The sequence below is a fragment of the Pseudomonas sp. 22515 genome (genome assembly GCF_052044625.1).
Classification (GTDB): Bacteria; Pseudomonadota; Gammaproteobacteria; order Pseudomonadales; family Pseudomonadaceae; genus Aquipseudomonas; species Aquipseudomonas alloputida.
Genome location: NZ_JBQENN010000004.1, coordinates 184,352 through 197,965 on the forward strand (window position 1 = coordinate 184,352; position 13,614 = coordinate 197,965).

13 protein-coding genes are annotated in these 13,614 nt (G+C 62.1%); 8 read left to right on the forward strand and 5 right to left on the reverse strand.

Going from position 1 to position 13,614, the window contains the following annotated elements; translation table 11 throughout:
• Window positions 1-24 precede the first annotated feature (24 nt).
• The 8 genes from ACTJJN_RS06480 (at window position 25) to ACTJJN_RS06515 (ending at window position 8,786) form a co-directional block, all read left to right on the forward strand.
• Entirely contained in the window at window positions 25-1,719 is a 1,695-nt protein-coding gene (locus ACTJJN_RS06480) for a hypothetical protein (protein WP_012052759.1), read from the forward strand.
• A 2-nt stretch (window positions 1,720-1,721) separates the two neighbouring features.
• Window positions 1,722-2,417, forward strand: coding sequence for a DUF3726 domain-containing protein (locus tag ACTJJN_RS06485; RefSeq protein ID WP_440781133.1), 696 nt, complete (start codon window positions 1,722-1,724; stop codon window positions 2,415-2,417).
• A 27-nt stretch (window positions 2,418-2,444) separates the two neighbouring features.
• Complete coding sequence (locus ACTJJN_RS06490) at window positions 2,445-2,816, forward strand: RidA family protein (protein WP_012052761.1); 372 nt, start codon at window positions 2,445-2,447, stop codon at window positions 2,814-2,816.
• A gap of 433 nt (window positions 2,817-3,249) precedes the next feature.
• The gene (locus ACTJJN_RS06495; protein ID WP_012052763.1) at window positions 3,250-4,659 is read left to right on the forward strand and encodes a circularly permuted type 2 ATP-grasp protein; all 1,410 of its coding nucleotides are present in this window, start codon (window positions 3,250-3,252) and stop codon (window positions 4,657-4,659) included.
• 3 nt (window positions 4,660-4,662) lie between these two features.
• A complete protein-coding gene (locus ACTJJN_RS06500) occupies window positions 4,663-5,613 on the forward strand; it encodes an alpha-E domain-containing protein (RefSeq protein ID WP_012052764.1) in 951 nt (316 codons plus the stop codon).
• Complete coding sequence (locus ACTJJN_RS06505; protein ID WP_012052765.1) at window positions 5,610-6,389, forward strand: transglutaminase family protein; 780 nt, start codon at window positions 5,610-5,612, stop codon at window positions 6,387-6,389. The genes ACTJJN_RS06500 and ACTJJN_RS06505 overlap by 4 nt, the downstream gene beginning before the upstream one ends.
• A gap of 73 nt (window positions 6,390-6,462) precedes the next feature.
• Complete coding sequence (locus tag ACTJJN_RS06510) at window positions 6,463-7,185, forward strand: proteasome-type protease (RefSeq protein WP_003254077.1); 723 nt, start codon at window positions 6,463-6,465, stop codon at window positions 7,183-7,185.
• Window positions 7,186-7,436: 251 nt separating this feature from the next.
• The gene (locus ACTJJN_RS06515; RefSeq protein WP_221100168.1) at window positions 7,437-8,786 is read left to right on the forward strand and encodes a D-serine ammonia-lyase; all 1,350 of its coding nucleotides are present in this window, start codon (window positions 7,437-7,439) and stop codon (window positions 8,784-8,786) included.
• Window positions 8,787-8,922: 136 nt separating this feature from the next.
• Here ACTJJN_RS06515 and ACTJJN_RS06520 read toward each other — a convergent pair whose 3' ends face one another.
• The 5 genes from ACTJJN_RS06520 to pqqA form a co-directional block, all read right to left on the reverse strand.
• A complete protein-coding gene (locus ACTJJN_RS06520) occupies window positions 8,923-9,537 on the reverse strand; it encodes a hypothetical protein (RefSeq protein WP_017147696.1) in 615 nt (204 codons plus the stop codon).
• A 637-nt stretch (window positions 9,538-10,174) separates the two neighbouring features.
• Window positions 10,175-11,845, reverse strand: a complete 1,671-nt coding sequence (locus tag ACTJJN_RS06525) for a PAS domain-containing hybrid sensor histidine kinase/response regulator (RefSeq protein WP_440781134.1) — start codon at window positions 11,843-11,845, stop codon at window positions 10,175-10,177.
• Entirely contained in the window at window positions 11,829-12,992 is a 1,164-nt protein-coding gene (gene ercA / locus ACTJJN_RS06530) for an alcohol dehydrogenase-like regulatory protein ErcA (RefSeq protein WP_004576476.1), read from the reverse strand. Before ercA ends, ACTJJN_RS06525 begins: the two co-directional genes overlap by 17 nt.
• Window positions 12,993-13,081: 89 nt before the next feature.
• On the reverse strand, window positions 13,082-13,354 hold the full coding sequence (gene pqqD, locus ACTJJN_RS06535) for a pyrroloquinoline quinone biosynthesis peptide chaperone PqqD (RefSeq protein ID WP_003254087.1): 273 nt from the start codon (window positions 13,352-13,354) through the stop codon (window positions 13,082-13,084).
• A 51-nt stretch (window positions 13,355-13,405) separates the two neighbouring features.
• Complete coding sequence (gene pqqA / locus ACTJJN_RS06540) at window positions 13,406-13,477, reverse strand: pyrroloquinoline quinone precursor peptide PqqA (protein WP_003243383.1); 72 nt, start codon at window positions 13,475-13,477, stop codon at window positions 13,406-13,408.
• Window positions 13,478-13,614: the final 137 nt, after the last annotated feature.

The following is a 13,614-nucleotide window of genomic DNA, read 5'->3' on the forward strand; positions in this document are numbered from 1 at the left end:
ATGATCCATCCAGGTACAACAACAATGCCCAACAGCGTGCCTGCAATACCCGCGTTGCGCCCTGCCAGCCAAGTCATGGACCTGGCCCGGCTGGGTAGCCACTTCCAGAGCCCGCTAAGCTTCGTGCGCAGCAGCATGCGGCGGATGATGCAGCAGCGCTGGCAAATCCGGCGCAGCTGTTTCGACCTCGATGGCCAAGGCTTCGGCACTGCGATCTACCGCATCGAAACGCCAAACGGCCATTACCACTGCGTGATCTTCTCGGCCTACCTGCCGCCCGAAAAGCGCAGCGATCGAGTCATCGCCGACCAGTGGGACGTCAGCTTCGTGCTGGTGGCCGGCGATGTCGACTCGGCACAACTGGCCGACCTGCAACGCAACGTGCCGCTGCAGGAAGCCGGTCGCTTCGATGCACGCGTGCTGGTGTTGTCGCGGGCCAACCGTAGCTTGCGCAATTTCGACCGGTTTCTGGCGGCGCTGGCAGAAGGACGCCAGCCCGATCCACAACAACTGGCTGAAGTCGGCTACCTGTATCGCACCACAGCGGTTTACGGTAACGGCAAGTTCGGCATCGCCGATTTTGGTTGCCTGCAAGATAACCCGGACTTCAACCAGCCGTTCAGCGCGCAGATGTTCACCGTCTACCTGCTGCGACACTTCAGCATCGAGCAGATCAACCACATGGCCCGGGCACTCGCCCCGCAGCGGGCAGTGCAACTGGCCCCGGCGCTACAACGCTACCTGGGGGTCGGCAACGCGACCGGGCTGGGAATGGCCCCTTTTCTGATCAACCACCCTCAACTGGTGGAGCACTGGATCAGTACGCGGGAAACGGCCCTGGCCCTGGTGCTGGCGCAGTCGGCGGAGCCCGACCAATTGGCACGCCTGCAGCAATTGCTGGCGCGCGCCCAGTTGCACCTGAGCCAGTCCCGGACCGAAGACCAGCGCCAGCATGAGCAGAACCTGCAAACCTTGGCCGAGCTTGCTTTACTGGCCACCTGGCTTGGCACGCAAGCCGACGGCGCGGGCCTTTGGCCGCACCTGCTGGCCTGGGCGCAATTACACACGGGGGTGGGCTGCCAGGAGCTTCTGGTCAGCCTGCTGCTGGAGCTGTACCCCGAGCAGGTCACGCCCCTGGCCGAGCACATGGGGGTCAACGAAAGCTGGCAGCTGGACGCCCAGATGCCCCTTGGGCAACTGCGCCAGCTCATCGAGCAGCAGTATGGCTGGGCGTTGCGCTACGACTTCAGTGCTGCCGATGCGGAGCACTTCTTCTGGTACCGCTCAGCTGAAAAAGAAGAGCCGCGCCTGGGCATTCGCGCAGAGGAGCCAGGGGCCGAAAAAGAAATGCAGCTGGGTATTGCCCGCAATATCCAGCAGTGCCATGGCGCGCTGCTGGAGCACCTGCAACGGCAGCCTCAGGCGCTGACCGCTCACTTCCTGATCGCCCAACCGAGGTTCAAGGGCGCGGTACGCCGCCTGCAGGGCATGGCAAAAACAAACTTCGGTGAAATCCGTGCCAATCTGCTGGCCCGGGACATGCTGCCGATTCACCTGCTGCGCTGCAAACTGGCATTTTTCGGCGCGGGGAAATTCGACCCCAAGTCAAGCCGCTGGGTGCGTATCACGCTGTTCCAGGGCGCGCCGCTGGTCAGCGACATCGGTCAGCCGTTCGCAGACGACTGGAATTTCGCAGTCATGCCGCAAAGGGAGCTTTGACCATGCGCGTATCGCTTAACGAATTACAGGTGATGTGCCGCAAGGCATTCGAAGGCATGGGCTTCGCCCCGGGCGACTGCGAGGATGCCGCCGAACTCGTGGGCTGGTTGCAACTGCAGGGGCTCGATGGCGTCGGTGTACTGGAAAAGGCGTTGCTTTATCTGCAAGCCGAAGCTGCACGGCCATACGCCTTGTGCCATGAGGATAACGCCCTGCTGGTGATCGACGCCAAGGGCCAGAGCGTATTGCGCTGCGCCGCGACGGTGGTGGAACTGGCGGCCGCCAAGGCCATGCGCTGTGGTCAGGCCGAACTGCGCATCCGCCACTGCCACAACCGTTTGCTGTTGCTGGGCTACCTGAGCCGGGCAGCTGTGCAGGGGCTGCACGTGCAAGCCCGCTGGGAGGACGCCCGCCAATACCACCTGGCCGATTTTACCGCCGGCATGCCGCGCCCGGAACTGAGCAGTGAAGCCCGGCCCCGGGGCATTGAAGCGGCCGCGCAAGACGTAACGGTGCTGTTCACCCGAGCAGGCCAGACCGCCCAGGCGATAACCGACCCGCAACGCTCACTGCAGCAAGGTTTTACCGTCAACGAACATACCTGGCAAAGGCTCAGGCAGCTGGCCGAACACATCCTTGTCGAGAGCACCGATGCCTCACGCCGCCACGGTGCAGGCGGCGGCAGCGACGCCGACTGAACACCCTTGCCACTGAGGAAACAACCCATGAAGCATGCAATAAAGACCGAGCTGTTCGCCTCCAGGGCGCCACTGGAATGGGCGGTCGTCGGCAACGGTACGTTGTACACGGCCCAGATCCCAATCGATACGCAGGGCCAGGTGGTTGCCGGCGGCATCGAGGCACAGGCCCGCCAGACACTGGACAACCTGCGCCACACCCTGGAAGCCGCTGACAGCTCGCTGGATGCCGTGACCCAGGTACTGATCTACGTGACTGACCGCCGCTATCTGGCAACTGTAAATGCCGTGTACGCTGAGTATTTCCAGGCACCCTACCCCAACCGCGCTGCCGTCGTGGTGGCGGGCCTCGCCCGGGAAGAAATGCTGGTGGAGCTGGTGGTCTACGCCTGCCTCTGAGGGCCTGAAGGCGCTCGCCTCGCGATATTCAGCGTGTGTTCAATCGGGTGCCGCCCGCGCGGCACTCGATGCATGCCCCCTTCCCCCCAAGTCATGCACCCGGACTATTTCCTTTTTGTCCCGCCGGGCACCGGCCTGCGCCCCATTTCGGTTCAAAACCCGCGCCCGGATCAAAAGCGCCCTTTTTTGATGCGCCGGCCCTTGCGGCCAGGCAGCACACATCGGGTGCGCCCCTCACATTTCCTGCATCGCCAGAACCGCCTGGCGTATTCGGCACTTTTATTGCACAGACTGGTTGTACTCAACGCACAGGCAATCTACCGAAACCGAGGTTAACGCGAGACACAGCTCCCACTTACCCCAGCAAGGCAGCACCCTGAAAGACGCAGATGAACCGCAATGAAGCTGCCGGCAACGGCGGCAAGGAGTGGGTATGTCCCGGGCTTTTTTCAATGAAATGTACGAAGCGAACGGCACTTGCCGCCCGCATTACCAGGAGTTCGCCCGCTGGCTGGCCAACACCCCGCTGGAGTTGCTGGAACAGCGCCGACGCGAGGCCGACCTGCTGTTTCACCGCGCTGGCATCACCTTCACCTTGTACGGCGACAAGCAGGATACCGAGCGCCTGATCCCCTTCGATATCATCCCGCGCAGCATCCGCGCCAGCGAATGGCGCACAGTCGAGCGTGGCTGCATTCAACGGGTACAGGCGCTGAACCTGTTCCTGCAGGACATCTACCACGACCAGCACATTCTCAAGGCCGGCATCATCCCGCCAGAGCAAGTGCTGGCCAACGAGGGCTACCAGATCGCCATGCAGGGCCTGGACCTTCACCGTGGGCTGTATGCGCATATTGCCGGTGTCGACCTGGTACGTGACGGCGACGGCAGCTACTTCGTGCTGGAAGACAACCTGCGCACCCCCAGCGGCGTCAGCTACATGCTCGAAGACCGCAAGATGATGATGCGCCTGTTCCCCGAACTGTTTGCCGCCCAGCGCATCGCGCCCATCGATCACTACCCCAACCTGCTGCTGGACACGCTCAAGAGCGCCAGTCCACTGGACAACCCTACCGCGGTGCTGCTCACGCCCGGCCGTTTCAACAGCGCCTATTTCGAGCATGCTTTCCTGGCCCGGGAAATGGGCATCGAGCTGGTCGAAGGCGCCGACCTGTTCGTACGTGATGAGCATGTGTACATGCGCACCACGGCCGGCCCCCACCAGGTGGACGTGATCTATCGTCGCCTGGACGACGACTACCTCGACCCGCTGTCCTTCAACCCTGACTCGATGCTGGGCGTGCCGGGGCTGATCTCGGTTTACCGCGCCGGCAATGTGGTACTGGCCAACGCGGTCGGCACTGGCGTGGCCGATGACAAATCCATCTACCCCTTTGTCGACGACATGATCCGCTTTTACCTGAGCGAAGAACCGATCCTGAACAACGTGCCGACCTGGCAGTGCCGCAAGCCGGCGGACCTGTCCCATGTACTGGCCCACCTGCCCGAACTGGTGGTCAAGGAAACCCAAGGTTCCGGCGGCTATGGCATGTTGGTCGGGCCCGCCTCGACCAAAGCCCAGATCGAGGACTTCCGCGCGCGCATCAAAGCCCGCCCGCACGCCTATATCGCTCAACCGACGCTGTGCCTGTCAACCTGCCCGACCTTCGTCGACAGCGGCATCGCACCGCGTCACATCGACCTGCGCCCGTTCGTGTTGTCGGGCAGTGAAACCCGCCTGGTGCCCGGTGGCCTGACGCGCGTGGCGCTCAAGGAAGGCTCGCTGGTGGTCAACTCGTCGCAAGGCGGCGGTACCAAGGACACCTGGGTGGTGGAGGACTGAGCCATGCTTTCGCGAACCGCTTCCGACCTGTACTGGATGTCCCGCTACCTGGAGCGCGCAGAAAACCTCGCGCGCATGCTCGAGGTCAGCTACTCGCTGTCGCTGATGCCCCAGGCCGGGCGCAGCGACGGCCATGCCGAACTGGCAATGTCGCTGATGGCCTCGGGCATGCTGGACGACTACCTGCGTCGGCACAATGAACTCGACACCGAGCGCATGCTGCACTTCTTCGCCCTCGACGCCACCAACCCCAGCAGCATCTATTGCTGCCTGCAGGCCGCCAGAACCAATGCCCATGCGGTGCGCGGCCGTATCACCGCCGACATGTGGGAGAACATCAACGCCACCTGGATCGAAATGCGCAACATTGCCAGCAACGGCCTGGGTCGCTATGGCATCAGCCAGTTCTGCGACTGGGTAAAGGAACGGTCGCACCTGTTCCGCGGTGCGACCTCCGGCACCATCATGCGCAACGATGCCTACAGCTTCATTCGCCTGGGGACCTTCCTGGAGCGGGCGGACAACACCCTGCGCCTGCTCGATTCGCGCTATGAAATGTTCGGCGAGGCTTCCGAAGAGGTCAGCGACGACTCCGCCCGCGGTTATTACCAATGGAGCGCCCTGCTGCGCGCGCTGACCTCGTATGAGGCCTTCAACGAGCTCTATCGCGCCGCGCCCAGTGCCCGGCCGGTGTCCGAACTGCTGCTGTTGCGGGTAGACGTGCCGCGCTCGCTGCATGCCTGCATCGAGGAACTGGACCTGATCCTGGCGGGCCTGCCGGGCAGTACCGGGCGTGCCGCCCAGCGCATGGCCGCCGAACTGAATGCGCGCCTGCGCTACACCGCAATCGACGAAATCCTCGATGCCGGGTTGCACCCCTGGCTGAGCGACTTCATTGGCCGCATCAACCAACTGGGCCAGGCCGTCCATCACTCCTACCTGGAGGTTGTATGAAACTGTCCATTCGCCACGACACGACCTATAGCTACGCCAGCGACGTGTGCAACAGTATCCAGTTCCTGCGCCTGACGCCGCGCAGCAGCGAACGCCAGCGTATCAATCAATGGCAACTGGACCTGCCCTGCAAGGTCAAGGGCCAGATCGACCCTTACGGCAACATCCTGCATGTGCTGACGCTGGACAAACCCCATGGCCACCTGGCGCTTACCGCACACGGCCAGGTCGAGATCGACCCGGATTGCGAACACGAAACCGAGAGCCAGTCGCCCCTGCCGTTCCTGCGCGGCAGCCACCTGACACAGGCCGACGACAACCTGATTGCTTTCGCCGCCCGGCAATGTGGCAGTCACCGCGACCGGGCAGCACTGATCGGGCTGATGCAAGGCCTGGCCGAGCACATGCCCTACAGCCCTGGGGCCACGTCGGTGGGCACCACGGCCATCGAAGCCTTCAACGGTGGCGCAGGCGTGTGTCAGGACCACACCCACGCCTTCCTGGCCTGCGCACGCAGCCTGGGGGTGCCGGCACGCTATGTGTCCGGCTACCTGTGCACCGAGGACGAACAACACCTGGCCAGCCACGCCTGGGCCGAAGCCTGGGTCGACGAAGCCTGGTACAGCTTCGACATTACCAACCGCCTGACCCGGCCAGAGCGTCACCTGAAGCTGGCGGTGGGCCTGGACTACCTCGATGCCTGTCCGGTCAGGGGCGTACGCCGCGGCGGCGGCGCCGAATCGATGCAGGCCAGCGTCCACGTGCATCGCCAGTGACAGGCTGGCGTCAGACCGGTCTTGCCGCGCGAGTGCGGCAAGACCCTTCCACACGCAACACAAGGGAAACCGCATGACTTACTGTGTCGCCATGCACCTGGAGGACGGGCTTGTCTTCATCAGCGACTCACGCACCAACGCCGGCATCGACCAGATCTCCACGTTCACCAAGTTGTTCGTCTTCAGCACCCCGGGCGAGCGGCTGATCGTGCTGCAGACCGCCGGCAATCTGGCGACCTCACAGTCGGTGGTAAACCTGCTGCAGCAACGCACCCAGGGCAACGGCCCCCACCTGCTGAACGTTGCCACGCTCTACGATGCAACGGTGCTGGTCGCCGACACCCTGCGCGAGGTGGTCAAAAGAGACCGCAGCAAGCTCACGGCCGATATCGACCTTAGCAGTTCATTCATCGTCGGCGGCCAGATAGCCGGCGGCCCCATGGCCATCTACAACGTGTATGCACAAGGCAATTTCTTCCAGGCCACACCGGACACCCCGTTTCTGCAACTGGGTGAAAGCAAGTACGGCAGACCAATACTCGACCGCAACCTGGATTACCGCACGCCGCTCGATGAAGCGCTGCGCTGCGGCCTGATTTCGTTCGACTCCACCATCCGCAGCAACCTGTCGGTGGGCATGCCGCTGGACTTGCTGGTGTACCGCAACAACAGCCTGGAAAGCATGACGCGCAAGCGCATTACCAGCGACGATGCCTATTACCAGCAGATTCGCAGGCAGTGGAGCGACGGCTTGAAAACCCTGCTGGCCGAACTGCCAGCGCCGCCTTATGGCTGAGTAAGCGAACTGTACAGATCCTCTGGTGCCTGGACAGGCACTTTCGCGGTCTGGCCCGTGCCCACAGGTACTGTGCAAGCCTTGAAGGCGGTGATGGCCTGTGGGAGCGGGCGAGCCCGCGAACAGGCCGGTACAGGCAACACCTCAGTAAAACCAATGTGTAATGTTCGAAACTCCGTGGGTTATCCTGCGCCTTCCCCCTGTCACGAGACTGCTGCTGGCGGCCCACAGACTGCACTGCAGGTGAAATCATGATTCACGGAAAAACCCTGGAAGCCTGGCAACAAAGCCACCCGATCATCGCCGAGCTGGTTGCCCTGAAGCAGACCAGCTGGTTCAACCCTGGTATCGCCAAGGCTGCAGAAGCCCTGCACGATGTGGGCCTGACGGCGGCCGACGTGCAAGCGGCCAGCGCGCGGCTGCAGCGGTTCGCGCCTTACCTGGCCACTGTGTTCCCCGAAACAGCCGCTGCCGGCGGGGTCATCGAGTCGCCTGTCATCCCGCTGCCACAGCTGCGCCGGGTGCTTGTCGAAGAAGGATCACTGCAGAACGCAGGCAGCCTGTGGCTCAAGGCGGACAGTGACCTGCCCATCTCCGGTTCGATCAAGGCCCGGGGCGGTATCCATGAAGTGCTCAAGCATGCCGAAGACCTGGCCCTGGCGGCCGGATTGATCACGTCAACGGATGACTACACCAAACTGGCGAGCGACCAGGCCCGCGCATTCTTCAGCCAGTACACGATCGCCGTGGGTTCGACCGGCAACCTGGGGCTGTCGATTGGCATCATGAGCGCCAAGCTGGGTTTTAAGGTGAGCGTACACATGTCGTCAGACGCCCGGCAATGGAAGAAGGACAGGCTGCGGGCCAACGGCGTGACCGTGGTAGAACATGCGTGCGACTACAGCGTAGCGGTCGAGCAGGGTCGCCAGCAGGCGGCTTCAGACCCCAATTGTTATTTTGTCGACGACGAAAACTCCCCACAGCTGTTTCTCGGCTATGCCGTCGCCGCCGAACGGTTGGCGCGGCAATTCGACCTGGCTGGCATCCAGGTGAACGCAGATCACCCCTTGTTCGTCTACCTGCCGTGCGGCGTAGGGGGCGGTCCGGGCGGTGTCGCATTCGGGCTGAAGCTGGTGTTCGGCGATGCGGTGCACTGCATCTTTGCCGAACCCACCCACTCCCCCTGCATGCTGCTGGGTGTCTATACCGGCCTGCATGATGAAACCTGCGTGCAGGACTTCGGCATCGACAATATCACCGCCGCAGACGGCCTGGCGGTCGGGCGCCCATCAGGGTTTGTCGGCAAAGCCATGCAGCGGCTGATCGATGGTTACTACACCGTGACCGACGAAGAGCTGTACCGCTTGATGGTCATCGCCCATGAGCAGGACAAGGTCAAACTGGAACCCTCTGCCCTGGCCGGCGTACCCGGTATGCTACGGGTGCTGCAAGCCGGCGAGTACCTGGCTCGCCAGGGCTTCACCCCAACCCAGCTGCAGCAGGCTACACACCTCGTCTGGGGAACGGGGGGCAGCATGGTGCCGGAAGATGAGTTCAACGCCTATCTGGCCAAAGGGCGCAGCGTGCAGGCAAACCTGTAACCGCGAGCGCCGGTTCGCAGTCTTGCAACGGATCATGGAAGCGTTGCACGCTTGCCGTGCTGAATCACATCAGGCACTGCAACGGCGCCGCAAACCAGGTTTGCGGTTCGTGGCGCCGTCGCAGTGCCTCAGGCCATCAGCAAGGAATGCCCGCCAGCGGCCAGACAGGTGCTTGCGTCGCTTTGGCCATGGTGCGTTTGCGCGCCCACTGGGTCAGTGCGGCCATCAGGGCAAAGCCGAGCAGGATCATGACTGGATAGGCCAGCAGCAACTCGGTCAGCGAATACTTCCAGGCCAGCGGCCGACCGACACCCAACATTGCCGCATATAACCAGGACACACCGGACAACGCGCCGGAGAACAGTGCAAACATGCGCACGCCGATATTCAGGTCAAGCAAAGAGCCCGCCTTGAGTAACGCCGGCAGGACATAACGGTGCAACAACATGCCATTGAATGTCAGCAACAGGACAATAATAACTTTGGCGTGAAGTTTCGGATTGGCAAAGTAACCCATGCCTTTTTCAAGGTAGTCGATACCGATGACGGCAGCCCCCGTGAGCCACAAGAACATCAAGGCGTTCGTTACAGACTTCTGTAAACGTGCCATATGCCTACCGTCATGCCCGGCCTGTTGATGCCCCTTCAACAAGTCCCTGACCATCTCGGCATCGCTGGCAAACACCAGCCCGATGGCAACGCAGCAGGCCAGCAAATGAACATAAATAACCGACAACCGCACCAGCTCCATGGATTCTTTCTGCCCGAACAGGCTAATAATTGTATTAAACTCCACGTCGAATTCTCCACGTAATGCATTAGCGCTAGCGGGCCGTGCTACAGGCGTGCGAACGGCGTGATCGCAACGGCAAGACCCCATTCATATCGTTAATTGAAACAGCGGATTGAAACATGAATACACAGCGACTCAACCGTTGAGCCTCGGTTGGGCATAGGCGTTACTCCATGATCAGAGGCAATAAAAATCCCCATGTGAGTCCCTGCGACTCACATGAGTTTTAAGGTTGATAACTTCCTGAGAGATGCCAGGTGCAGTTCATGCGAATACACCTGCTGGCCAATATGAGCCATCAACAGGGTAATCGTTCATTTCTTGAGCAAAAGCACCGACCAGCGGTATTTAAAACCGCATTAGTTAGCTTGCTAATTTCTTGCAAGCTGACCGAATGGTAAAGTTTTTTGATCACTGGATCCAAACGTCGCAACGGGCCTTCACGGCTCTACTTCGTTGTTCGCAGGGCAACTCCAAATCAGGGGGTTATACAGCGCCAGCCCATTTCATCTTTTCGCGGGCAAGCCCGCTCCCACAGGTACAGCGCAGGCTTCAGGCAAATGCAGTTCCCGCGCCCCTAATGAGCCCTGCGCAATCAATGCACCAAGAGCAACTGGCTCAACACCGCCCGCAGTTTCCCGGGTTTCACAGGTTTGTTCAGTAGCGGCGCCCCCAATTTCTGCAAGCCCCGCCGGCATTGATCGCTGCGGTCGGCGGTGATGATCACCGCCGGTATGGCAACCGCAAAATGCTCACGCAAATACCTGACCACCTCGCAACCCACCACGCCATGGTCCAGGTGGTAGTCGGCCAGGATCAGTTCCGGGGCCTGCCCCTGCAAGGCCAGCAAGGCACCTGCCTGGTCGGTCGCGGTCACCACTTCGCAGCCCCACTGCCCAAGCAGCGCGCCCATGCTCTCGAGGATGCTCACTTCGTTGTCCAGTACCAATAGGCGGCGGCCCGGTAGCGGGTTGCCGACGCTTGGCAGCGGCACAACCTGGTGAGCGGCCAGCGGCACCTCTTTACCCAGCGGGACCTCGATGCTGAACACCGAACCACGCCCCGGCCACGAACGTACCTCAATCCGGTAACCGAGAATCTTGGCGATCCGCTCGACGATGGCCAGCCCCAGGCCAACGCCCTTGCGATCCGCTGCGCGGCCAACGTCCAGCTGGTTGAACTCGAGAAATATGGCCTGCAGCCGATCCTGCGCTATGCCCCGCCCGGTATCCCACACCTCCAGCCGCAAATGACCACCGCGGCGCCTCGCCCCCAGCAAGATCCGGCCTTCGTCGGTGTAGCGGCAGGCGTTGCTGAGGAAGTTGCGCAGGATACGCGTCATCAGTCGCAGGTCAGTGCTGATGGCACAGTCCGGGATGCGCGCATGCAGCTTCAGGCCCGCCGCATCGGCCACTGAGCTGAACTCCGAGACCAGCGGCGCGAACAGCTCGTCCAGGCGGTACACGGCCACATCCGGCTTTACCGCCGCCTGGTCGAGCCGGGAAATGTCCAGCAGGTCGGTCAGCAGGTCTTCCGCGCCCTCCAGGGCCTGGTGGGTCCGCTCCACCAGCACATGCTCGGCCTCTGGCAATGGCCGCTCGCGCAAGGTCGAGATCAGCAAGCGGGCGGCGTTCAGCGGTTGCAGCAGGTCATGGCTGGCGGCGGCGAGGTATTTGTCCTTGCTGCGGTTGGCAGCTTCAGCAGCATCGCGCGCCTCCAGCAATTCATCGGTACGCGCAGCGACCCGTTGCTCCAGTTCATCATTGAGCTGTTGCAGGCGTTGCTGGGCCAGCTTGCGCTCGGTGATGTCGGCAACGAACCCCTCCACCAGCCCTTCATGGCCGGGTTTGAGCAGCAGGTTCATGAGCACATCGAGATGGCTGCCGTCCTTGCGCCGCAAACGGGTTTCGTAGCCGTGCAGGCTGTGCTCACGGGCGAGCACTGCGGTAATGGCCTGTAACTCCTCGGCACCGCCGTCAAACAGGTTGGCGGCCAGGTCCGTCAGGGAAAACAGCACCGCTTGCGGGTCGTCGTAGCCGAGCATGCGCGCCAACGCCGGGTTGGCGGCACGCATGCCGTCCTGAAGGCTGGCCTGGAAAATACCATGCACGGCGTTTTCGAACAGCCATTTGTAACGGTTGCGTTCGGCTTCCAGTTCGTCCAGGCGGGCGGACAGCTCCGGGTAATGGCTTTTGCGCGCCGAGTGGTCACCCAGCCCCAGCAGCCCGGCCAACGCCCGCTGCTGCTCGTCAGAGGGCCTCGCCATAAACGACCTCGACATCACGCTGGCTCGACGCACGGGGATTGGTGAGGATGCACGGGTCATCCATCGCGTGTTGCGACAGGAACGGGATATCGGACGTGCGCACCCCGTGCAGGCCCAGGGTTTCATGGAAACCGATGGCACGCTTCAGGGCAATCAGGTGCTCTACCAACCGACCGCAGATCTGCCGGTGATTGAGACCGCGGCAGTCGATACCAAACACTTCGGCGATCACCTTGAAACGCTCCGGCGCCGAGCTGTAGTTGAACGCCACCACGTGCTCCACCAGCACCGCGTTGCACAAGCCATGGGGCAAGTCGAGGAAGCCGCCCAGGCTGTGCGACATGGCGTGCACTGCGCCCAGGATCGCATTGGAGAACGCCAGCCCCGCCTGCATGCTGCCGAGCATGATCTTTTCACGCAGTGCAATATCGGTGGGGTTGGCGATCATCTCCACCAGGTTGCCATTGATCAGGCGCATGGCTTCCAGCGCATGGGGATCGGTCAGCGGCCCGTGGCCGGTAGACACGAAGGCCTCGATGGCATGCACCAACGCATCGATGCCGGTACAGGCCGACAGGAACGGATCCATGCTCAGGGTGGTCTGCGGGTCGATCAGCGACACGTCCGGCACCACCGCCTTGCTGACGATGGAGAACTTCATGCGTTCCTGCTGGTTGGAAATGATCACGAACTGCGACACGTCCGCCGAGGTGCCGGCGGTGGTCGGAATCAGGATCAGCGGCGGGCTGGGCACGCGGATCATGTCCACGCCCTCGAATTCGAGGATGCTGCGCCCATGGGCCACCACGATGCCGATGGCCTTGCCGCAATCCATCGGGCTGCCGCCACCGACGGCGACGATCACGTCACAGTGGTTCTGCCGATAGATTTCGGCGCCGAGCATCACCTCTTCGACCCGCGGGTTGGGTGACACCGCTGTGTACAGGCAGTAGTCGATACCCTGGGCCTGCAGGCTGGCCTCCACATCCGCCACCCAGCCGGCCGCGATCACGCCAGGGTCGCTGACCACCAGTACCTTGCGTGCGCCGAAGGTTTTGGCGTAATTGGCCACATTGTGCCGGCAGCCGGCACCAAAGATGATTTCAGGCGATACAAACTTGCGAAGGGGGCTGAAACTCTGGCTCATTGGTAAGCCTGTTCTTATTGTTCTGGAAGATAAACGCCAGCGTAAAGCATCCCACCACGAAAGCAACCAGACCAAAGCGGGGCTACCGGTCATTCTATCCAGGATTTGGCGCGGGCCACCTCCAGAAACGCCAGTACGTCCTCTTCGAGCCCCGGTACATCGGGGAAGCGTTGTGCCAGGCGGTCGATGACCGTTGCCACCGTACTGTGGCCGTCCAGCAGCGCCAGGACCCAGCCGGCACTGGCATTGAGCTCGATGATGCCCCCGGCGTACAACAGCACGTGGCAAGCCTTCTGTGGCTCCCAGTCCAGGCGCAAGCCTCGCCCCAAGGCAAGGGCTTGCTGGCGATCAATCAGGTTCACAGGCACATGCTCCAGGAGGATCCGGCCACCGTGGCGATGGCCGGGCCGTCATCAACGGTTGGCGAAATACATCGTCACTTCGAAGCCAATGCGCAGGTCGGTATAGGCGGGTTTAGTCCACATAGGGCAAGTCCTCTTCTTGTGCCGGAGGATTCCGGTAGAAGCATTAATGCACGGGGGCGGACCGGACCGAATGCTACTTTGGAACGAGCTGGCGGGGTGCGTTGGTACGGGTAGCCCATGCATGTGCCGGCCCTTTT